The 20,360-nt window shown below is 65.3% G+C and carries 22 protein-coding genes; 8 read left to right on the top strand and 14 right to left on the bottom strand.

Going from position 1 to position 20,360, the window contains the following annotated elements; translation table 11 throughout:
• Position 1: 1 nt before the first annotated feature.
• The 3 genes from AB0J47_RS01790 to AB0J47_RS01780 are packed head-to-tail and all read right to left on the bottom strand — an operon-like array spanning position 2 to position 2,639.
• A complete protein-coding gene (locus AB0J47_RS01790; RefSeq protein WP_364339335.1) occupies positions 2-676 on the bottom strand; it encodes an MBL fold metallo-hydrolase in 675 nt (224 codons plus the stop codon).
• 55 nt (positions 677-731) lie between these two features.
• Positions 732-2,168, bottom strand: coding sequence for a molybdopterin-dependent oxidoreductase (locus AB0J47_RS01785; RefSeq protein WP_364339333.1), 1,437 nt, complete (start codon positions 2,166-2,168; stop codon positions 732-734).
• Between the two features lie 48 nt (positions 2,169-2,216).
• The gene (locus AB0J47_RS01780; protein WP_364339331.1) at positions 2,217-2,639 is read right to left on the bottom strand and encodes a MarR family transcriptional regulator; all 423 of its coding nucleotides are present in this window, start codon (positions 2,637-2,639) and stop codon (positions 2,217-2,219) included.
• Positions 2,640-2,687: 48 nt separating this feature from the next.
• On the opposite strand from AB0J47_RS01780, the gene AB0J47_RS01775 reads away from it, so the two are divergent.
• The gene (locus AB0J47_RS01775) at positions 2,688-3,083 is read left to right on the top strand and encodes a PPOX class F420-dependent oxidoreductase (RefSeq protein WP_364339329.1); all 396 of its coding nucleotides are present in this window, start codon (positions 2,688-2,690) and stop codon (positions 3,081-3,083) included.
• 5 nt (positions 3,084-3,088) lie between these two features.
• Here the strand turns inward: AB0J47_RS01775 and AB0J47_RS01770 are convergent, their stop codons facing one another.
• A complete protein-coding gene (locus AB0J47_RS01770; RefSeq protein ID WP_364339327.1) occupies positions 3,089-4,354 on the bottom strand; it encodes an acyltransferase in 1,266 nt (421 codons plus the stop codon).
• Between the two features lie 71 nt (positions 4,355-4,425).
• On the opposite strand from AB0J47_RS01770, the gene AB0J47_RS01765 reads away from it, so the two are divergent.
• Positions 4,426-5,052 carry a transcriptional regulator gene (locus AB0J47_RS01765; RefSeq protein ID WP_364339325.1) on the top strand — a complete coding sequence of 209 codons (627 nt, stop codon included), beginning with the start codon at positions 4,426-4,428 and terminating at the stop codon, positions 5,050-5,052.
• Here AB0J47_RS01765 and AB0J47_RS01760 read toward each other — a convergent pair.
• Positions 5,049-5,969, bottom strand: coding sequence for an NADP-dependent oxidoreductase (locus tag AB0J47_RS01760; protein WP_364339322.1), 921 nt, complete (start codon positions 5,967-5,969; stop codon positions 5,049-5,051). The two genes, AB0J47_RS01765 and AB0J47_RS01760, sit on opposite strands and share 4 nt — an antisense overlap.
• A gap of 339 nt (positions 5,970-6,308) precedes the next feature.
• Entirely contained in the window at positions 6,309-7,700 is a 1,392-nt protein-coding gene (locus AB0J47_RS01755) for a glycine--tRNA ligase (RefSeq protein WP_364339320.1), read from the bottom strand.
• A gap of 291 nt (positions 7,701-7,991) precedes the next feature.
• On the opposite strand from AB0J47_RS01755, the gene AB0J47_RS01750 reads away from it, so the two are divergent.
• The 3 genes from AB0J47_RS01750 (at position 7,992) to AB0J47_RS01740 (ending at position 9,852) form a co-directional block, all read left to right on the top strand.
• Entirely contained in the window at positions 7,992-8,342 is a 351-nt protein-coding gene (locus AB0J47_RS01750) for a metalloregulator ArsR/SmtB family transcription factor (RefSeq protein ID WP_062991218.1), read from the top strand.
• A 2-nt stretch (positions 8,343-8,344) separates the two neighbouring features.
• Positions 8,345-8,779, top strand: a complete 435-nt coding sequence (locus AB0J47_RS01745) for a Fur family transcriptional regulator (RefSeq protein WP_364339318.1) — start codon at positions 8,345-8,347, stop codon at positions 8,777-8,779.
• A gap of 173 nt (positions 8,780-8,952) precedes the next feature.
• Positions 8,953-9,852, top strand: a complete 900-nt coding sequence (locus AB0J47_RS01740) for a hypothetical protein (RefSeq protein WP_364339316.1) — start codon at positions 8,953-8,955, stop codon at positions 9,850-9,852.
• Positions 9,853-10,068: 216 nt separating this feature from the next.
• On the opposite strand, the gene AB0J47_RS01735 is transcribed toward AB0J47_RS01740, so the two are convergent.
• On the bottom strand, positions 10,069-11,046 hold the full coding sequence (locus AB0J47_RS01735) for a hypothetical protein (RefSeq protein WP_364339314.1): 978 nt from the start codon (positions 11,044-11,046) through the stop codon (positions 10,069-10,071).
• A 102-nt stretch (positions 11,047-11,148) separates the two neighbouring features.
• On the opposite strand from AB0J47_RS01735, the gene AB0J47_RS01730 reads away from it, so the two are divergent.
• The gene (locus AB0J47_RS01730) at positions 11,149-11,769 is read left to right on the top strand and encodes a TetR/AcrR family transcriptional regulator (RefSeq protein WP_364339312.1); all 621 of its coding nucleotides are present in this window, start codon (positions 11,149-11,151) and stop codon (positions 11,767-11,769) included.
• A gap of 164 nt (positions 11,770-11,933) precedes the next feature.
• On the opposite strand, the gene AB0J47_RS01725 is transcribed toward AB0J47_RS01730, so the two are convergent.
• The 7 genes from AB0J47_RS01725 to recO all read right to left on the bottom strand — a co-directional run bounded on the left by AB0J47_RS01725 (position 11,934) and on the right by recO (position 18,811).
• Positions 11,934-12,539, bottom strand: a complete 606-nt coding sequence (locus tag AB0J47_RS01725) for a response regulator transcription factor (RefSeq protein ID WP_364339310.1) — start codon at positions 12,537-12,539, stop codon at positions 11,934-11,936.
• A 93-nt stretch (positions 12,540-12,632) separates the two neighbouring features.
• Complete coding sequence (locus AB0J47_RS01720; RefSeq protein ID WP_364339307.1) at positions 12,633-13,790, bottom strand: sensor histidine kinase; 1,158 nt, start codon at positions 13,788-13,790, stop codon at positions 12,633-12,635.
• Positions 13,791-14,725: 935 nt separating this feature from the next.
• The gene (locus AB0J47_RS01715; protein ID WP_364339303.1) at positions 14,726-15,505 is read right to left on the bottom strand and encodes an ABC transporter permease; all 780 of its coding nucleotides are present in this window, start codon (positions 15,503-15,505) and stop codon (positions 14,726-14,728) included.
• A 1-nt stretch (position 15,506) separates the two neighbouring features.
• On the bottom strand, positions 15,507-16,469 hold the full coding sequence (locus tag AB0J47_RS01710; RefSeq protein ID WP_364339301.1) for an ABC transporter ATP-binding protein: 963 nt from the start codon (positions 16,467-16,469) through the stop codon (positions 15,507-15,509).
• A gap of 144 nt (positions 16,470-16,613) precedes the next feature.
• Positions 16,614-17,042, bottom strand: coding sequence for a YbjN domain-containing protein (locus tag AB0J47_RS01705; RefSeq protein ID WP_364339299.1), 429 nt, complete (start codon positions 17,040-17,042; stop codon positions 16,614-16,616).
• A 13-nt stretch (positions 17,043-17,055) separates the two neighbouring features.
• A complete protein-coding gene (locus tag AB0J47_RS01700; RefSeq protein WP_364339789.1) occupies positions 17,056-17,877 on the bottom strand; it encodes an isoprenyl transferase in 822 nt (273 codons plus the stop codon).
• 160 nt (positions 17,878-18,037) lie between these two features.
• Positions 18,038-18,811, bottom strand: a complete 774-nt coding sequence (gene recO, locus AB0J47_RS01695) for a DNA repair protein RecO (protein ID WP_364339297.1) — start codon at positions 18,809-18,811, stop codon at positions 18,038-18,040.
• Positions 18,812-19,054: 243 nt separating this feature from the next.
• On the opposite strand from recO, the gene AB0J47_RS01690 reads away from it, so the two are divergent.
• Positions 19,055-19,555, top strand: a complete 501-nt coding sequence (locus tag AB0J47_RS01690) for an HIT family protein (RefSeq protein WP_364339295.1) — start codon at positions 19,055-19,057, stop codon at positions 19,553-19,555.
• 21 nt (positions 19,556-19,576) lie between these two features.
• The gene (locus AB0J47_RS01685) at positions 19,577-20,350 is read left to right on the top strand and encodes a M15 family metallopeptidase (RefSeq protein WP_364339293.1); all 774 of its coding nucleotides are present in this window, start codon (positions 19,577-19,579) and stop codon (positions 20,348-20,350) included.
• The last annotated feature ends 10 nt before the right edge of the window (positions 20,351-20,360 follow it).

Raw genomic sequence — 20,360 nt, 5'->3', positions numbered from 1 at the left:
CCTACCAGCCGCGTTCGCGCCATTCGCCGAGGTGCGGACGTTCGACGCCGAGCGTGGTGTCATCACCGTGACCGGGATAGACGACGGCGTCATCGGGATAGCGATCGAAGATCTTGGTGGTGACGTCGGTGTAGAGGGAGTTGAAATCTTCCGGGTTGGTGGTGCGGCCGAGGCCGCCCGGGAAAAGGGAGTCGCCGGTGAACAAGTGCACGCCCGGGCCGTCTACCAGGGCGAGGGCAACCGAACCGGGGGTATGACCGCGCAGGTGGACGACCTCGAAGGCCAGGTCGCCTACCTCGATGAGGTCGCCGTCGGCGAGTAGTCGATCGGGGCGCACCGGCAGCGGTTCGGCATCGAGTGGATGCGCGGCGGTCGGTGCGCCGATGGCGGCGGCGACCTTTTCCAGGGCCCACCAATGGTCCCGATGCTGATGGGTGGTGACGACCAAGGCAATGCGGCCCGGCGTCTCCTGGTTGACGAGTTCGACAATGCGGTCGGCTTCGTTGGCTGCGTCGATGAGCAGTGCCGCGCCTGTGGCGGTGCACTGCACTAGATAACAATTATTGTCCATGCCACCGACGGACATTTTGATAATGCGGGCACCGGGGACGTCCCGCTGTTGCGGATTCGATCCAGGGGACACGTGACCGGTGTACGGCAGGTCGATCGTGATCACGCTTCGATGCTAGCCGTGCTCCCAATTGGCTGGGCGACGGCAACTTGACGGACAGTCAGATTTTGATCGTGACGGTGTGAAAGCCGGCTGGCCCGGAGGGGAAGGGTGAGCGTGGGGCGCCGTCCTGGATCTCGCCGGAGCGGCTGATGGCGCGGGCCTGCACGGTGTGTTCGCCGGGAGGCAGGTCGACTGTGGTGCGCCAGCGGCGCCAGGCGGCGGGGGCGAGTTCGGTGCCGAGATCTACTGGGCGCCAATCGCCTTCGCCGATGCGGAGCTCGACGGACTCGACGCCGTGCGGGGGCGCCCATGCGACACCGGCGATGTTGGTGGTGCCCGCGCCGGGCGAGCTGACGTCGATGCGGGCCTGCGGTGTCACCCAGATCGGATCCGAGGGCCAACCGCGCTTCCACCAGTAGTCGACATGGTTGTCGTCGGTCAGTTCCAGTTCAGCAAGCCATTTCGCGCCGGTGTACTGGCCGTAGAGGCCGGGCACGAAAACGCGCGCCGGGAATCCGTGCTCCGGGGCCAGTGGCTCGCCGTTCACACCGATCACCAGATATCCGGGCCACGCACCGGAGCGCAGCGGCTCCACCGGCAGTGAGATGGTGTAGCCGTCGGTGGCCCTGGTGACCAGCCGGGTCGCACCGGTTTCGGGTATGGCATGCTCGAGCAACTCGGCCAGCGGAACCCCGTACCAGCGGCCGTTACCGGCGCGACGCTCACCGGGCCGATTATGCACGCACACCATGACCGCATCGAATTCCACTGCGTCCGCGGCCAATTCGGCCAGCGACAGCCGCAGCGGATGCGCGACCTTGCCGGTCACCGACAGCCGCCAGCGCGTCGGATCGATCCGCGGCGGACTCAGATTGACATCGGCCACGTAGAAACTTCGGTTCGCGGTGATCAGCGACGACAGACCGGGCTCGTCCTCCAACCCATCCCGCGGCACCATCGAAATCCCACCCACCGGGCCGACCCGACGGATCGCATCGCGGTGTCTGCGGTCGTGGTCGCGAATCAGCGCCCGCGCCCCGGCCAACAGTCCGGCACCGGCGCCTGCCCACAGCAGCGCGCCGAGCGGTCCACGCGGGCGCCTACGCAGCCCGAGGCCGAGCACACCTGCGGCGGCGACCGCACCGGCGACGGTGGCGGACGATCGGGTCGATCGACGGAAACCCAAAGCGGCTGCGGCGGCACCGACGGCTGCGAGGGCAGGGGTACGCGCTTGATCGGAAAGCACACCGAGCCCGACCGTCGCGGCGACCGCACCGGCCCCGACGCCGATGCGCGTCACGACCTTGTCGTGCTTACCGGATAAGGCGACGGTCGTCTCCACCACCGGCACCGGCGCGGTATCGGCCATGACCCGACCGATCGCATCGATCAGCGAATCACCGCGCGAGGCCGCGATCAACTCGCCGACGCCCAGCGCCCCGACGCCGATCGCGGCGGCACCGAGCACGCCCCCGCGTTCTCCGTTGGTCCGCACCGTTCGAACACCCGCTCTCCTCGACACATCTACGAACCTACCGCCTCCTCATTCCTGCAGCGCCTCGATGAACCGGGCCAACAACTCTCGCAACAGTTCGCGCTCCTTCGCACTGAAGGCGGCGGCCACACGGCGCTCGATCGCGGCGGCCTTGGCATCGGCCTTGGCGAAAGCTTTGCGACCCGCGGGGGTGAGGCGGGTTTCGAGCACACCGCGGTGCCAGGGATGCGGTGTGCGCTCCACGAAACCGCGCTCCTGCAGATTTTTGAGGACCACCGTCATCGCCTGCGGCGTCACCAGACATTCGCGGGCGAGGGCGGCAGCGGAGATGCCCGGGTTCTCCGACAGCGCGTAGAGAGCGGCGTACTGCGGCACCGTAAGCGGTTTGACCGCCTCGTGTTTGACGGCCATCAGCTCCTGCTCGGCGCGCTTGAGGTCCAGACCGAGCCGCTGCTGCGCAGGCAATTTCATAAGTGTCAAAGATAGCTGAACTATCAAAGCCTTGATAGTCTTTGAAGTATGGATAACCCCGTAATCCCCGAGAGTCACGCCGATTTGCTATCCCGGCCGCTGTTCGCCCATCTCGCCACGCTGAACCCGGACGGCACTCCGCAGGTGACGCCGGTATGGCAGGTGTGGGATGGCGGTCGCCTGCGCTTCACCACCACGATCGATCGACGCAAAGCCGTCAATACCAAGCAGAATCCCGAAGTCGCGGTGAGCATCAACGATCCGGACAAGCCCTACCGCTACCTCGAGGTCCGCGGCGTCATCGAGGCCATCGAACCCGATCCGGACGGCGAATTCTTCGATGTGCTCGCACGCCGCTACGACCTGCCGTATCAACGCCCGGTCGCCGACCATCCGCGCCGGGTCGTGCTCGTCATGCGCCCGACGCACGCCACCTATCAATAGTGGCCTCAGGAGTTGACGGCCTCCCCCGCGAGAGCCGTCAATTCACTGCGCACCGCGGACACGAGCCGGTCGGCGTCGCGGCCGAGTACCCCGACCGTTAGTCGGCCTTCGAAGGTGTAGACCAGGAAGGTGATTGCCGCCGAGGCACCCGCGGACGGACGCGGATGGGCGGAGACGTAAACGATCTCGTAGTCGGTGAGCGCGATATTCGCGGGGATGCGGAAGGCAGGCACGGCACCGGTATTCGTCACCGCGATATGCCCGGCCAAGGAGTGGATCCGGTTGGGGCCGAAGTAATCCGGAAAGTGCAGCACCGATTGCTGGACGATGCCCTCGGCCAGGTCATGTTGCAATCGAGCCGAAATGTGTTGGGCCAGTTCGAGGATGTCCACGCAGAGGTCGACCGTCGCGGCGAAAGAGGCCAGACCCGCCATATTGGTGCCCTCTGCGCGCGCGACCGGCGGATCCAGTCGGGTGCGCATATCCACCGGATACAGACAGCCGAGCAGCACCGGATCGCCGGTGGCCCTGGCCTTTTCCGAAGCGAAGGCACGTAGCAGGGCGGCGGTTACGAGCCCGTTGACGGTCACTCCCGGATAGCGCCCGAGGCCGATGATGCGGGCGCTCGCATCCTCGTCCAAGATGATGCGTCGCGGCCGGTCCAGCGCGGGCGGCGCGGGGATCGCGGGTGCGGGCGGAATGACCACGGGTTGCAGCGGCTTGGTGACGTCCTCGAAGCCGGAGACCGAAGAGCGGGCGATCCCGCGCGCCGATACATGCCATTCCAGCGACTGCGGATAGTCGTGCGGCACAACGGTTGTCGTCCCGGATTCGACGTAATCGGTGTAGAAGTCCCATAGTCGGGACAGCAGTTCGACGCAGTGGCCCGCGTCAGCGATGCTGTGGTGGGCGAAAAGTGTGACGCGCGAGCGGCCCCGCTCGGAGTGCACCACATCCAGGTAGGCCAGCTGTCCGGCCGGATCGATAGGCTCCGGAATGCGGACGGGATCCGGATCACCGAGACTCGACGTCATACCGATCTCCGGGGTTTCGCCACGTCGGAGTAGATATCCGCGGCCGGTGGCGTCCTCGCCGATCCGGCAGCTAACCACCGGGTAGGCATGCTGTAGTGCGGTGAACGCCGCCCCCAATGCATTCGTATCGAGATCACCGACGACCGTCACGGATCGTCCGGTGTAGGTCCCCGCCCGCACGAAACGTTGTTCCGAGGCACCCAACACCCGCACCAAAACCTCCTCTTCCCACAACACATGGCCCAGCGTGCGGCAACTACAAGCGGGGCGCAATCCCGAAACCCCTCCGACTGAGAGAGACTGCCCACATGAGTCCCGCGGCACACATCAGTCTCTCGGCGCACCTGGAGGAGCTCGGTTTTCCGCTGGTTATAAGCCAGCTGGCGCATCCGACGGTGGCGGGCATCGCCGGAGGCGATCTGCCCGCATCGGTCTTCCGGTCCTGGCTCGAACAGGACTATCTGTTCCTGCTGGACTATGTGCGGGTATTCGCCCGGCTGGCCTCGCAGGCGCCCGCAGCGCATCTGGGCGACCTGGTGGATCTCGCGCACGCTACTTATCACGAGGAGCTGTCCCTGCATCGGTCGCTGGCCGCCGAATTCGGCGCGGATCTCGACGGTGCGACGAAGGGTGCGCCGTGCGCGGCCTACACCGCATTCCTGCTGGAGTCGGCCGCGTGCTACGCCGACGGACTGGCGGCGCTGTATCCGTGCATGTGGGGCTATTCGACCCTCGGCGCAATCCTCGCCGAGAATCCGCCATCGGAACCGCGCTATCGGCGCTGGGTCGACACCTACGCCGACCCCGGATTCGCGGCGCTCACCCGCCGCTGCGGGCAGATGCTCGATGAGGCGGGTGGCGACCCGGCGCGTGCGGAAGAGTTATTCCTACAGGGCATGCGCCACGAATACGAATTCTGGGATGTGTCCGGCTAAGGGTGCAGCACGATCTTGCCGCGCGTGTGGCGCTGCTCCAGTTCGCGATACGCCTCCTGGACCTTGTCGAGCGGATAAACAGCCGCGATGGGTACCTCGACGGTGCCAGCGGCGGCCAGATCGGCAAGTTCGGCAAGCACATCGATGGTGCCCGCGGCAGCGTTGCCGTCGGTCTTCACGCCGTACCGCTCGGCAGCCTCCCAATTGATGATGGTGTCGATACGATCGACCGCAATGCCGAGTTCGATTGCGAGATCGACATATTCGGCACCGAAGGTATCGATGAACGCGTCGACGCCCGCAGGGGCGGCCGCCCGGATCCGGTCGATCAGCCCCTCACCATAGGCCACCGGAATCACCCCGACCTTGCGTAGCCAATCGTGATTGACCTCGCTCGCGATGCCGAGAACCGTTGCGCCCCTGGCCCGCAGGAGTTGTACGACGACCGAGCCGACGCCACCCGCGGCACCCGAAACCGCGACGGTATCGCCCGCTTGCGGGTCCACTGCCCGCACGGCGGCGAAAGCCGTTGTCCCAACGACATACAACGATCCCGCGACATCCCAATCCAGTTTCCCGGGCTTGAGTGTCACCTGTTCGGCGGGCACCACCACGTGCGTGGCATGACTGGCCCGCTCATCGGTGAATCCGAGCACCTCGGCGCCGATCTCGATCCCGCCGACGCCGGATCCGACCTCGACGACGCGACCCGCGAAATCGGTGCCCTCACCCGAAGGAAATGTCGCGGGCCAGCGCTCGTGCAGCGCGCCCGAACGGATATACCCCTCCCCCGGATTGATACCGGCCGCTACCACCTCGACGACGACCCGACCGGGCCCCGCCTGCGGTGTCGGCACCTCGACCACCTTCAGTTCTTCGATTCCGCCATAACGATCGAACTTCACAGCTCTTGCCATATCCGGCTCCCGCCTACTCGGTGACATACGCCGTCAACCGAGTAACCGCGTGGGAAATTTCCATGCACCGACGATCGTCGAGGCGTACTGCCACCGACGGCACCAGCCCTGAGCTGACACCCGTGGGTGCGGAAAGGCTGCTGGCAGAGGACGCAGACCGTGCGAAAATTGATACTTCTGGCCGTTCTGGTCGCGGTGTCCTGGGGCGCTACTGCTACCGAGCGGGAACGGACTGATCCTCCAGTCGGACCGGAAACCGGACAGGCGCTGAATTCACCTGCGGTGCAAGCTACGAAAACGCCCTGCCGCAGCGCGACAGGGCGTTGATCGCTATCGAATTCAGGCGCCGATGAGGTGCTGCGCCAGGTAGCCCTCGACCTTGTCCAGCGCGATCCGCTCCTGCGTCATGGAATCGCGCTCGCGGACGGTGACCGCTTGGTCCTCGAGAGTGTCGAAGTCGACGGTGATGCAGAACGGCGTGCCGATTTCGTCTTGGCGCCGGTAGCGGCGGCCGATGGCGCCGGCATCGTCGAATTCGACATTCCAGCTCTTACGCAGCTGTGCAGCAAGATCTTTCGCCTTCGGCGTCAGATCCGCATTCCGCGACAGCGGCAGCACCGCCGCCTTGACCGGCGCGAGCCTGCGGTCCAGCCGCAGACTGATGCGCTCCTCCATGACGCCCTTGGCGTTGGGCGCCTGGTCGACGGTGTACGCATCGACCAGGAACGCCATCAGCGAGCGGGTCAGGCCGGCCGCGGGCTCGATGACGTACGGGGTGTAGCGCTCATTGGTGGTCTGGTCGAAGTAGTTCAGGTCATTGCCGGAATGCTCGGAATGGGTCTTCAGATCGAAGTCGGTGCGGTTGGCGATGCCCTCCAGCTCACCCCATTCATTGCCCTGGAAGCCGAAGCGGTACTCGATATCGGTGGTGCCTGCCGAGTAGTGCGACAGCTTGTCCTTCGGGTGCTCGAACAGCCGCAGGTTCTCCGGGTCGATGCCGAGGTCGGTGTACCAGGCGAACCGGGTGTCGATCCAATACTTGTGCCACTGCGCGTCCTCACCCGGCTTGACGAAGAACTCCATCTCCATCTGCTCGAATTCACGGGTGCGGAAGATGAAGTTGCCGGGGGTGATCTCGTTGCGGAAGCTCTTGCCGATCTGCGCGATGCCGAACGGCGGCTTCTTGCGCGCGGTGGTCATCACATTGGCGAAGTTGATGAAGATGCCCTGTGCGGTTTCCGGACGCAGGTAGTGCAGGCCCTCTTCGGACTCGACCGGGCCGAGGTAGGTCTTGAGCATCATGTTGAAGTCACGCGGCTCGGTCCAGCGACCGACTGTGCCGCAGTCCGGGCACACCACCAGCTCCATCGAGACGGAGTCCGGATCGTCGATCTTGTGCTTGATCGCGTAGGCCTCCTGCAGGTGGTCCTGCCGGTGCCGGTGGTGACAGTTCAGGCATTCGACCAGCGGATCGTTGAATACGCCGACGTGGCCGGAGGCGACCCACACCTGACGCGGCAGAATCACCGACGAGTCGAGGCCCACCACATCCTCGCGGCTGGTGACCATGGAGCGCCACCACTGCTTCTTGATGTTCTCCTTGAACTCGACACCCAGCGGACCGTAGTCCCACGCCGATTTGGTGCCGCCGTAGATCTCACCACACGGGTACACCAGACCCCGGCGCTTGGCGAGGTTGGCAACGGTGTCCACCTTCGACTTGGGTGCCACGCGAGAATTCTCCATCCAGTACGAGTCGGATTCAGATCGGCCGGATCGGGTGAGGCCCGATGCGGTATGCCCCGACGCCACAGCGTTGATCACAAACATATAGCGTTGACCACAACCTATAGCGTTGACTACAGACTATCGCCCAGGTCCCAGCCGTCTTCCACCGCACGGGCCATTCGGTTTTCGCGCCGCATTCACCGACGTTCGTTCGACACTCCGAGGCAGGCCTCGTTTGACATGCGCACCTGTGCATATCAAAATGGTAATGCTTTCCAATAAGGAGTTGGTTCGATGACCGCCGAGACCGCCACCGCCCATCCGCACAACCCGTACCGATCACCCGCGCCAGTGCCGGTGCCGACGCGGAGCGTCCTGGAGGACGCGGGCGAACTGCTGCGCGCACTCGCCGCCCCGGTGCGCATCGCCATTGTGCTGCAATTGCGTGAATCGCCGCGTTGCGTACACGAATTGGTCGATGTCCTCGGTGTCACCCAACCGCTGGTCAGCCAGCATCTGAGGATTCTCAAGTCCGCGGGCGTGGTGCACGGGGAACGCTCCGGCCGCGAAGTGCTGTATGAACTCGTCGACGACCACCTGGCGCATATCGTTGTCGACGCCGTGGCCCATGCCGAGGAAGGGTGATCGTGCCAGATAAGACGGCCTTGCCGGAGAAGCCGGTTGGCATTCGCAGTACCCGACAGCGCAGTGCGATCGCCTCGCTGCTCGGTGATATCGAGGAGTTCCGCTCCGCGCAGGAGTTGCACGACGAATTGCGCCGCCGCGGCGAGGGCATCGGGTTGACCACCGTCTACCGCACCCTGCAGTCGCTGGCCGATGCCGGACTCGTCGACGTATTGCGCACCGACACCGGCGAATCCGTCTACCGGCAGTGCTCCACCGGACACCATCACCATCTGGTCTGCCGACACTGTGGTCGTACCGTCGAGGTCGAGGGCCCGACGGTCGAGGCATGGGCCGAAACCATCGCGGGCGAACACGGATTCACCGAGGTCAGCCACACCATGGAGATCTTCGGAACCTGCTGCGAATGCGCGAAGGCGGACCGCTCCAACGTGTGACGACAGTCACACAGTTAACGGCGCCGGTGCCGAGGAAGATTTCACTGCGAATCACATAACGTCCGGGGGTTCCGGGCGTCGCGCACTGAGATCGAAATCTTCTGGGAGGCAGCGTGCGATCGACCATTTTTGCGGCGGACAGACGCCGGAAAATCACCACAATCGGAGCGGCCGTGCTCATCGGCAGCTCCGCCCTGCTCATGACCGCGTGCAACGACAAGGACGCCAAGTCGGGACCGACCACGACGGCGTCCGCGCAGAGCACCGTCGGCCAGAGGCAGCCGGGGGCGAAAACCGGTCAGTCGACCGTCCGCAGTATCGGCAAGACCGGATGGTACGAGGGCTTCGATATCACGGTGGACAAAGCGACCGTGGTGCCCGACGAGTTCGGCGGCGCCAAGGTGCTGATCGATATCACCTACAAGAACACCACGCCCGACAACAAGACGATCAGCAATAACACCTACCTGCAGGTCGACAAGGAGATCGACGCCGGAGCGAGCTTCGACTCGCCGACCGTGCCCGGAAAGGGTTCGGCCACCGGAAATGTCACCACGTCGGTCAAGACGCTGCACGATGCCGAGCACCTGCTCGACACCATTACCGTGATCTACGGACAGGCCTCGGATAACCAGACCAAGATTCCACTGAAGGCCTCGACTCAGGTCGAAGGTGTCGCGCCGAAGACGCTGAATGTCACCGGCAAACTGGTGCAGGATCAGACGACGATCGAAATCACCAGCGGTACAGTGGCTCCGAGCTACACCAAGAACGAGCGCGACAAGATGGATCTCTCGTTGCGCATCAAGATCATTGGTGGCCCCGGGATCTCGGCGGGCGGACTGAATGTCTTCTACGACTACTTCACCGTGAAAACCCCGGACGGCCAAACGATTCCGGCCGATATCCGCGGGCCGATCAACGAACTGCTGAATACCAACGAAACTATCGACAACGCAAAGAATTACGTCGTTTTCGTGGTTCCGTCCCCGCCCACCGGTACCTACGTGGTGGCCTACGACGCGGAGAAGGGTGCGGGCAGCGCCCCGAATTTCTCCTTCACCATCTCCTGAGAATACCAGCGGGCCAATATCATTCGGATAACTCGAACGGCGCTGGCCCGCTTGTCTCGCCGCTCCTTTATAGGCGCGCACAACAAGTGCGGGTCCCAGGGATACGGATCGCTCACGCCGTGAACGCGATGCGTCGCGGCTGACACATGACACAGGCCGCCACCGCCGGATTACCCGGTAGTGGCGGCCTGCAGTCGATTTCGGAGCGTTTTGGGATCAGACGGCGACCGGGTCGCCGGAGCGGACCGGGGTCGACTCCGCAGCCGAACGGCGTTCGCGAAGTGCGCCTACACCCAAGAGGGCAAGTGCGGCCAGAGCCCAGATGCCCAGGACCACAAGTGGTTTGGTGGCGGCGGCGCCGTCGAAGAAGGCAACCGAGCGCAGCAGTGATGCGGCGGCGCCCGGCGGCAGCAGTTGGCCGATGGCTCCCCACGGCTGCGGCAGCAGTTCCGGAGCCGAGGTCGCGGCCGAGAACGGGTTGCCGACCAGGAGCATGGTCAGCGCGGCGATACCGATGCCCGCGCGGCCGATCGCACTGGACAGGCCGACGACCGCACCGGAGACCGCGAAGGACACCAGGCCCGCGACGGCGGCCAGCGTCAGATAGGGGCCGGGAACAACCGACATCCAGGCCTGGATGATCACGATGCTCAACAGCCCACCCGCGATGCCGAAGGTGATCAGTCCGATCGTCTTACCACCGACCGACGGAATCAACAGGCTGAGCACGACACCCGCCGCGATACCGGACATGACCAGCGGCAATACCATCGCCCCGAAGGCGGTGCCGCGCGGATCGTCCGGATCGGCGGCCACCACATCCTCGACCGCCGGGGCCGGCGCACCGGACAGCTGCTGGGCGATCGCGGTGAGCTGTTGTGCCACAACGGGACTCGCGCCGGAGGCGACCAATACGCGCGGGGCGCCGCCGCCGGTGATGACGGCACCGTAGACGTCCCGGTTCTCGATCGCTTCGCGCGCCTCCGCTTCGTCGGCGGGGTTGCTGATATCGAAGGCATCGGGATCGTGCTGGGTCAGTTTGTCGGCGACCACGGCGGCCAGCGGGCCGCTGACGGCGATGGGCAGATCGCGCGGCGCGATATGGGCCGCTGGCCAGGCGAAGGCGATCAACATCAATGCCTGGAGCAGGGCCGCGGCGACGCCGACACCGACTGCCCGCTGGATTGTATTCATGACGTTCTCCCGAAAATCGAATGACCGTTCTCTTTCGATGTGGATACCGTCGCACGACCTCTCGAGGTTGTCAAGAACGAGCATTCGTTTTATTTTGGAGCCATGCCCAGAGTCAGTGAAGAACACCTGGAACGTCGCAGGCAGCAGATCCTCGACGCCGCGCAGCTCTGCTTTGCCCGCAAGGGTTTCTACGAGACGTCGATGCAGGACATCTTCACCGAATCGGGCCTCTCGGCCGGGGCGGTCTACCGGTACTTCAAGAGCAAGAACGACATCATCGCCGCCCTGGCCGCCGAGACAACGGTCGAGCTGCGCGCCACGATGACCAGGGCAATCCGGTCCGATCCGCTGCCGACGCCGGCCCAGCTCGTCCGGGTCATCGCCGAGTACATAGTCGAGCGCAGCGGTCCGGAAGGTCCGGTCCGGCTCGCACCGCAGGCGTGGGCGCTGGCGCTGGTGCACGAGGAGGCAGCCGAATACGTCAAGGACGCCGTGCGCGCGATGCGCGATCGGTGGTACGAATACGTCGAACGCATGGTGGAGGTCGGCTGGTTACCGCCCGATACCGATATCCACGCGGTCACAACGGCGATCATCGGCTTGGTGCCGGGATTCATGTTGCAGCACTTGATCATCGGCGACGTGGATCCGGAAACCCTGGCTCGCGGCGTCGCGACCCTGCTGCCCTTCGGCCAATTGGCCGCCCACACCGGCGACACATAGTCCGAGGTGCACTCCGGCCGTTCGACGCGAGCCTCGGATCCGCGGGCGCCTCAGTCAGAGCGAGGCACGGTCGCATATCCAGTTGCTACCTCGCACTAGTTGCAGCCTCGCAAGGTAGGCATTGGTTATGCGGCAGCACAGTCCGGCTGTCACCCGCCGAGCGCTCAGAGCCAGCCGAGGCGTTCGGCGGCGCGGACGGCTTCGGCGCGGGTGCTGGTTCCGGTTTTGCCGATGACGGATGAAAGGTGGTTGCGGACAGTGCCTTCCGACAGGTGTAACTGTTTGGCGATGGCGCCGGCGGTAGCACCGTCGGCCGCGGCGGCGAGGACCTCGCGTTCGCGGGCTGTCAGTGGCGAAGTACCGACGGTCAAGGTTTCAGTGGCGAGGGCGGGATCGACAACGCGTAAGCCCATGTGGACTCGGCGCACCGCGTCCGCGAGTTCGCGGGCCGGGGTGTCCTTCACGACGAATCCGCTTGCGCCCGCATCGATTGCGCGCCGCAAATAGCCGGGACGGCCGAAGGTCGTAACCATGAGGATACGGAGATCCGGATGAGCGGCATGCAGTTGCGCCGCGACCGCGATGCCGTCCATGCCCGGCATTTCCACATCCAGCAGCACCACATCGGGTGTGGTGCGCGCGACCGCATCGAGGACTTCATCACCGCGGCCGACCTCCGCGACGACTTCCAGATCGGATTCCAGGCCGAGCAGTGCGGCGAGTGCGCCACGGACGAGTGCCTGGTCGTCGACGAGGAGCAGACGGATCATGCGAGGTGGTCCTTCGACGACGGGAATTGGCCTGAGCGTGCACTTTCGGCCGAATCGCAGCGGAAACTGCACGAGTGCAAACCCATTTCCGGATCACTCGGGCACCGTTGCACGAACACGAACACCTCCCTCGGACGACAGCGTCAATGTTCCCCCACCGGCCCGCACCCGTTCGCGCAGGCCGGACAGTCCCGACCCGGATTCGACGGTCCCCAGCCCGCGACCATCGTCGACGACCTCGATGCTCGTATCGGTCACCGTGACCGTGCAGTGTCGTGCGGCACTGTGCCGAATCACATTGGTGACCGCCTCGCGCAGCACCCAACCGAACAATTCGCTGTGGCGTGTATCGGGTACGGCATCCGGCAGCGCGGCGTCGATATCGGCGGCTGCCAGTGCGGTTCGCGCATTGGCTAATTCACCGCGCAGCGATACCTCACGCAGACCGCCGACGGTATCCCGCACTCCAGCCAGCGCCTCCCGCGCCAGCCGCTCGACATCGGCCATCTCAGCCTTCGCCCGCGTCAGATCCACATCGATAAGACGTTGTGCGAGTTCGGTTTTCACCGTGATCACGGTAAGTGAGTGGCCGAGGATATCGTGTACGTCGCGCGCGACCCGGTTGCGTTCCTCGACAATCGCGAGTTCGGCCTGCTGCCGTCGGGCCAGCTCGGCCAACCGCTCGCCACGCACGCCCAACTGCCTGGCCATCCAGATCAGGGCGGGTACGAACGACACGTAGAACGGCACCCCGGACAGGCGCGGCAGCACCATCGGCACGAGCAACATCGCGAGCGTCACCGTGAACGCGACATAACCGGATTCCCGCGAGGGCATATGAAAGATCGCGATCACGCTGACAAAGATCAATGTCGGCAGTGCGACCGCGCCTAGCAATGCCATCAACCCCGCGCTGCACGCCGTCATACCGACGAGCACCGGCCACATGCGCCGATCGACCGGACGCTCCACCAACTGGCTGGTGCCATCGGTCCGCCGGAAGACAATAAAAGAACCGACGATCAGCGCCGCGTACGCGAGCAGTGTCGCGGTCGCCAGACTCGCCGTCGGCTGATCCGCGTCCTGCCAGCTCTGGATGATCGGTCCGATCATGTACGACAGCCAGATGACCGACATGAACCCGCCGAACCATCCGCGCCGCTTCCCGTTCGCCCCGATTCCGCCGTCGCGGACCACCCGATCGAGTAATTCGGATGCCGCACCACCCCGCAGCACGGACTTCACCCGCATCGGCACTCCCACACCAACAGCACACACGCCGAACCCAGACCCCGGTTGCGCGCACAGTGGTCGATCACGAGTCTCGACGCTACCGAACCCGCACTTGTCCGCGCCGCCGAAACCCCACGCCCCGCACGATCTCCCCAGCCGAGCGGCTCCGCCGCGCCAACCGACCCAGGATGACCGCCCGGCATCACCCCGCCGCCTCGCATGTGACTGTCGCCCGGCACGTCAACGCCGCCTCGTACAGTCACCGCCACACCATCGCCTCCTAGCTGCGCACTTCCGGACCGACACTGCATCGCTACCCTGCACAGCGCAACCACCTCGCGCATCACCACCGCCTCGCACAACGCCCGGCGCGCAATCTCCTCTTCGCTCCGCACTCCGGACCGACACCGCATAGCTACCCCGCGCAGCACAACCGCCTCACACAACATCCAGCACGCCACAGCATCTCACTCTGCATTCCGGACCGACACCGCATCGCCGCCGCGCACAGCGCGCACTAACGCTGCCTCGCACCGCGCCCGACACGCCATCGCCTCTTGGCTCCATATGCCGGGCCGGGGCCACATCGCCACTCCGCATCGCGCAACTGCCTCGCACGCCACGGCATCCCCGTCCGAACGCCGACACCGCATCGTGTACCCGACTCGCATGTCAGCGCCGTGCACGGCGTGCCACCTGCACGGCACAGCCGCCCAGCACCGCACACCCGCCCAGCCTCGTGGCCGCGCGACACCGTATTGCCCGCCGATGCGGAATCGCTGAACAGCCGCGCCCGGCAACCTCGCATCACGTGGTCAACTCGCACGACGCCACCGCACAACACCGCCCAGCACGTCACGGCGGACCCGGCACCGTAGGGCCACTGGCCGCGGGCACTGAGCACTGCATAGCCGCCCACCCTCCTGGGCAGGCGGCTGGTCGTGCCCGATCGTTCAACGTGCGGTGTCACGGCGGAACAGAATGGCCGCGCCGCCGACGAAGATCGTGGCCCAGACGACGACATTGAGGATGGCCAGCGCGATCGATCCTGCGCTGGTGTCGCCGAAGGGCATGCGGGCCAAGGTGGCGACGCCGTTTGTCGGGAAGATCTTGGAGACCGTCTCGAACCAGCCGTGCAGCGGCATGAACAGGCCGCCCGCGAAGGACAGGCCCGCGAGGGCTGGACCGAGCAGTTGCATGACATTCTCCGAGGGCAGCAGGTAGCCGACGAACAGGCCGAAGGCGGCGAAGACCAGCGAGCAGATCCACGCGAGCAGGAAGCAGCTCACCCAGGCGGTGACCGTCAGGTGGGCGCCGAAGATTCCCCCGATGAGGAAGACCGCAGTAACCGAGACCAGCCCGAGCACCATCGCGACGGCGACCTTGGTGGCTATGTAGGCGACGGGACGCAATGGGGTGAGCCGCAATTGGCGGCTCCACCCCTGCGCGCGTTCGATCGCGACCATGGCGCCGCCGCTAGTGGTGGCCAGCATCGCGCCGTACACCGCCATCGACACCATCACATAGCCGGTCACATTGCCCGATCCGAATGACTCTGTCCGGTAATCGGATTGCACGCCGAAGATGACGAAGAACAGCGGCGGCATGACCAGTGTGAAGATCATGGTGCGCCGATTGCGCAGCATGCGGCGCAGTTCCAGGCGCAGGAAGCCGAGACTGAAGCCGCCGAGTGAGATGCGCGTCGAAACAGCTTGTGGGGCAACGGTTGTCATTTCAATTGTCTCCGGTGGTGAGCGCCAGGAATGCGGATTCGAGATTGTGCGAGGTGATTTCGAGATCGACTGCGGTGGTCTCGGTGAGCAGATAGCGGGCGATGGCGTCGGAATCCTTGGTGTGCACGATGATTCGGTCACCGCGCAGCTCGACGTCATCGATGCCCGGGACCGCGAGCAGGCGGGCAGGATCGGCACCGGGCAGTGTCGCACTGACGGCGCGTCCCGCGGCCAGGTTCTTGATCTCGGCGGCACTGCCGTCGGCGACGACGCGACCCGCACGCACCAGCACGATCCGATCGGCGTATGCGTCGGCCTCGTCGAGGTAATGGGTAGCGAACAGGACGGTGCGGCCGCGATCGGAATCCTCGCGCATCGCATTCCAGAATCCCCGGCGTCCTTCGACATCCATGCCGGTGGTCGGCTCGTCGAGCACGATGAGATCCGGATTCGGCAGCAGCGCGAGTGCGAAGCGCAGCCGCTGCTTCTGGCCGCCCGAGCATTTGCCGACCAGCCGACCGCCGATATCGGCGATACCGGCGCGCGCGAGCACCGCATCGACCGACCGCGGATGCGCGTGCAGGGTGGCCACCAGTTGCACGGTCTCGGCGACGGTCAGATCAGGCAGTAGGCCGCCGGACTGCATGACCGCCGAAATACGGCCTGCCGCAAGCGCTTCCGCTGGTGGGCCGCCGAAAACCCGGACACTGCCGGAGTCCGGCGTTGCCAGCCCGAGCAGCATATCGATGGTGGTGGTCTTACCCGCGCCATTGGGGCCGAGGAAGGCGATGATCTCCCCCGGCGCGACCACCAGGTCGAGTCCGTCGACAGCATGCACCTCGCCGCCGCCCGGGAGTCGGAAGCTCTTGTGCAGGTCGCGCAGTTCGATCGCGGACGACGCCCGGTGCCTGCCCGAGCCGCCCGCCACGGCCAAGATGGCCGTGGATGTCAGTGCCGATGTCATGACTCAACAGTCACGCAAACCGGGGGCCGGTACCTCGCATGTGTGTCACGAACCTGCCATGACATCTGTCATGCGGTCAGCGGCCATGCAGTCAACGGCCATGCAGTCAACGGCCATGCGGTCAGCGGCCATGCGGTCGACGACTCAGGGCAGCAGTCCCTGCCGCGCCTTACCCGCGCCGGAGAGCACCAGCAGCAGCATGGTGGCCAGCGCCTGATCGTCCAGACCGGCGGCCGGAAAGGTATAGCGCAACATGACATCGGCCTGATTGCCGCGGGTGATCAGCGTGATCGAACCGAACTGAAGCGCACTGTTGCGCTCGGCGACTCGCTTGTGCAGCTGCGGCTTGAGCGGGCGGTCCCAGGCCAGCACGCAGGTCAGCGTCAGCACATCCAGGCCGGGTGCCAGCGTTACCGCGCGCAACGAGCACAGCGCGCCCTGGTATTCGAAGCCGATCGAACCCTCCGGGTCGACGCGCACATCGACGTCGTAGAGCGATAGGCAGGCGCCGGCGCGGGCCTGTAGCTCTTGTTCGGGGGTGACTGCTGCGTCCATATCGGTGCCGCCGTTCATTTGCTGCCGCCGTTCACTTGGTCCCCCCGAAGCGGCGATCACGCGAAGCGTACTGGAGACAGGCCTCCCACAAGTTGCGCCTGTCGAAATCGGGAAACAACGTGTCCTGGTAGACGAACTCGGCATAGGCGGACTGCCAGATGAGGAAGTTCGAACTACGGAATTCGCCGGACGGGCGCAGGAACAGGTCGACGTCCGGCATATCCGGCTCGTCCAGGTATTTGGCGATCGTCGCCTCGGTCACCCGCTCCGGATCGATCTCACCTGCGGCCACGCGACGCGCGATTTCCCTTGCCGCATCGGCGATTTCGGCGCGACCACCGTAGTTGACGCACATGGTGAGGGTCATCACCGTGTTGTCCTTGGTCAGCTCCTGCGCGGTCTCGAGTTCGTTGATCACGCTGCGCCACAGGCGCGGTCGCCGCCCCGCCCAGCGCACTCGCACACCCATTTCGTGCATCTCGTCGCGGCGGCGGCGGATGACGTCCCGGTTGAACCCCATGAGGAAGCGCACTTCATCCGGGCTGCGCCGCCAGTTCTCGGTGGAGAAGGCGTAGGCCGAGAGCCACTTCACACCGATCTCGATGCAGCCCTCGACGGTGTCCATCAGGACAGCCTCGCCGCGCTCGTGCCCCGCGGTGCGCGGCAGCCCGCGCTCCTGCGCCCAACGACCGTTGCCGTCCATCACCAGCGCCACATGATTGGGCACCAGCTCCGGCGGCAGTTCCGGTGGCGTCGCCCCCGATGGATGCGGCGACGGCGGACGGACGGTGCGTTCGGCACCCGACCGTGCGCTGGTCGACCTGGTCGGCGCGGCAGAGTCTCGACGGAGGATCACGGCAACTATCCTGCCTGATGGTTGTGGAGAGATTGTGCGGACCACCTGATCGGATGTGCAGGCGGTTTGGTCCGAGCGACCATTCAACGCAGAATTCCGCGGGATCCCCCGTGAGTGGCGAGGGAATGGGCGCTCAGGCCCTCGGACCTGGCGCCGTTCAGCCCGCTTGTCCGGCCGTAGCGGATACCGTGCTCGTTCCGGGTGAGCGCTCGACCAGCGGCAGGGTGCGCAGCTGACGCTCCAGATGCCACTGCAGATGGGCGGCGACCAGGCCGCTGGCCTGTCTGCGGACTTGTTCGGGGACCTGCTCGACGTAATCCCAGTCGCCCTTCAGCAGGGCGATCAGCAGGTCGAGCACGCCCGGGGCCGGGGTGGCCGAACCGGGTGGGCGGCAGTGCACGCAGACCGCGCCGCCGGCGGCGACATGGAAGGCACGATGCGGGCCGGGCGTCGCACAGCGCGCGCATTCGTCCAGTGCGGGAGCCCAACCGGCAAAACCCATGGCGCGCAACAAATATGCGTCGAGAATCAGCTCGTGCGGGCGCTGTTTGGCGGCGATCGCCCGCAGCGCGCTCGCGGTCAATGCGTGCAGCTTCGGTGCGGGTGCGCGCTCCTCACCGGCCAGCCGCTCGGCGGTCTCCAGTACCGCGCATGCCGTGGTGTAGCGCCCATAGTCGTCGACGATATCGGCGGCGAATGCCTCCATGGTGTGCACCTGGGTGACGGTGTCGAGATTGCGCCCCGGATGCAACTGCACGTCCACATACGCGAACGGCTCCAACCGCGCCCCGAACCGCGACTTGGTCCGCCGCACCCCCTTGGCCACCGCCCGCACCAACCCGTGCTGCCGCGTCAACAACGTGACAATGCGATCCGCCTCCCCCAGCTTATGCTGGCGAACCACAACCGCCTCGTCCCGATACAACCGCACGCCCCTATCCTCCCACGAACCCCCGACCCTCACGCCCAGGCACGGCCTTCGGAACACATCGACGCCATTCGCGGTGTTCGAGCACGCCTCACTCGTCATCGAGCGCAGGCGACGGCGTCGACGAAGGCCTGATCTTTCTGCTCGTATGGGTAGTCGGCGAGTCGAACGGATTGCCGGTGCCCCTCGGGCGACGCGGACGAGTATGGCTCGCGAGGACCGTCATAGATCCAACTGGAGGGGAACGTGCGTGGAGATCGAATTCCGTTCGACGTGGCTGCCTACCTAACGCGGGTGCGATCGGGTGGCTGCTTCATCTGCGGCCTGGTGGCGGGTGCACCCGGTTCCGAGCACGAGGTCGTCTTCGATGACGGCACGCATATCGCATTTCTCGGGAGATATCCGACGATGTACGGGCACGTCCTGGTGGCTCCGAAGGCGCATATCGAGCATGTTGTCCGGGATTTCGAACAGGACGCGTTCCTGCGATTGCAGGCGGTGGTCTATCGGGTCGCGCGTGCTGTAGAAGCCGTCGTGCCGTCCGAGCGCACCTATCTGCTCTCGCTCGGTAGCCAGCAGGGGAATACGCATGTGCACTGGCATGTGCAGCCGCTTACGCCCGGGACGCCGTATGAGCGTCAGCAGTTTCATGCGTTGATGGCGGAGAACGGGGTGATTCCGTGGTCGGCTGCGGAGGCGGCAGAGTTGGGCGGGCGGTTGCGCGCGGAACTCGGTCCGAGAACGTAGATCGGTGGTTATGATCTGCGAATGCGCGGAATTCGGTTCTGCTCAGCGGTTTTGGCGGCGGTCGCGACTGTCGCGGTCGCGAGTTGCACAGACGACCCGAGCTCGCCCGCGGCCGATGAGACGGCATTCGTTTCGGTGACGGAGCTCGATCCGACGATCGTTGTCGATGCGCGGTACTTCGGGGAGCACAACTTCATCGGTGGGCGGATCAATGGGTATGAGGCGCCGAAGTGCTTGTTGACGAAGCAGGCCGGTGCGGCGCTTGCGGAAGTGCAGCGGGAATTGCGTCCGATGGGGTTGGGGCTGAAGACCTACGATTGCTATCGGCCGCAGCGGGCGGTGGACCAATTCGTCAGTTGGGCAAAGGATCTCGGCGATACCAAGATGCGCGCGGAGTTCTATCCGATGGTGGACAAGGCGAATCTGTTCCGGGACGGGTACATCGCGGAGAAGTCCGGACATAGCCGGGGCAGCACCTTGGATCTCACGATCGTCGCGCTTCCGCCCGCCGATCAGGAGCAGTATCACGGCGGTGATCCGCTGCGCGCCTGCACACTGCCCGCCGACCAGCGCTTCCGGGACAACAGCCTCGACTTCGGCACCGGCTACGACTGCTTCGACCCGCTCGCGCATACGGCCAACCCGACACCGAACGGTAACCAGCGCGCACTCCGGGAGTTGCTCGCAAACCTCATGGACGAGCACGGTTTCAAAAACCTCCCCGAGGAATGGTGGCACTTCACCTTGAAGACCGAGCCATTCCCAACCACATACTTCGACTTCCCTATCCAATAGCCGACTCGAC

This window comes from Nocardia sp. NPDC049737 (genome assembly GCF_040674755.1).
Taxonomy (GTDB): Bacteria; Actinomycetota; Actinomycetes; order Mycobacteriales; family Mycobacteriaceae; genus Nocardia.
This window is presented reverse-complemented; position numbering and strand designations above follow the sequence as displayed.

Excerpts from the sequence above, each read along its gene's own strand:
- AB0J47_RS01780 (WP_364339331.1), bottom strand. The coding sequence starts at position 2,639 with ATGAAATTGCCTGCGCAGCAGCGGCTCGGTCTGGACCTCAAGCGCGCC.
- AB0J47_RS01775 (WP_364339329.1), top strand. The coding sequence starts at position 2,688 with ATGGATAACCCCGTAATCCCCGAGAGTCACGCCGATTTGCTATCCCGG.
- AB0J47_RS01765 (WP_364339325.1), top strand. The coding sequence starts at position 4,426 with ATGAGTCCCGCGGCACACATCAGTCTCTCGGCGCACCTGGAGGAGCTC.
- AB0J47_RS01760 (WP_364339322.1), bottom strand. The coding sequence starts at position 5,969 with ATGGCAAGAGCTGTGAAGTTCGATCGTTATGGCGGAATCGAAGAACTG.
- AB0J47_RS01750 (WP_062991218.1), top strand. The coding sequence starts at position 7,992 with ATGACCGCCGAGACCGCCACCGCCCATCCGCACAACCCGTACCGATCA.
- AB0J47_RS01735 (WP_364339314.1), bottom strand. The coding sequence starts at position 11,046 with ATGAATACAATCCAGCGGGCAGTCGGTGTCGGCGTCGCCGCGGCCCTG.
- AB0J47_RS01730 (WP_364339312.1), top strand. The coding sequence starts at position 11,149 with ATGCCCAGAGTCAGTGAAGAACACCTGGAACGTCGCAGGCAGCAGATC.
- AB0J47_RS01725 (WP_364339310.1), bottom strand. The coding sequence starts at position 12,539 with ATGATCCGTCTGCTCCTCGTCGACGACCAGGCACTCGTCCGTGGCGCA.
- AB0J47_RS01720 (WP_364339307.1), bottom strand. The coding sequence starts at position 13,790 with ATGCGGGTGAAGTCCGTGCTGCGGGGTGGTGCGGCATCCGAATTACTC.
- AB0J47_RS01715 (WP_364339303.1), bottom strand. The coding sequence starts at position 15,505 with ATGACAACCGTTGCCCCACAAGCTGTTTCGACGCGCATCTCACTCGGC.
- AB0J47_RS01710 (WP_364339301.1), bottom strand. The coding sequence starts at position 16,469 with ATGACATCGGCACTGACATCCACGGCCATCTTGGCCGTGGCGGGCGGC.
- AB0J47_RS01705 (WP_364339299.1), bottom strand. The coding sequence starts at position 17,042 with ATGAACGGCGGCACCGATATGGACGCAGCAGTCACCCCCGAACAAGAG.
- AB0J47_RS01685 (WP_364339293.1), top strand. The coding sequence starts at position 19,577 with ATGCGCGGAATTCGGTTCTGCTCAGCGGTTTTGGCGGCGGTCGCGACT.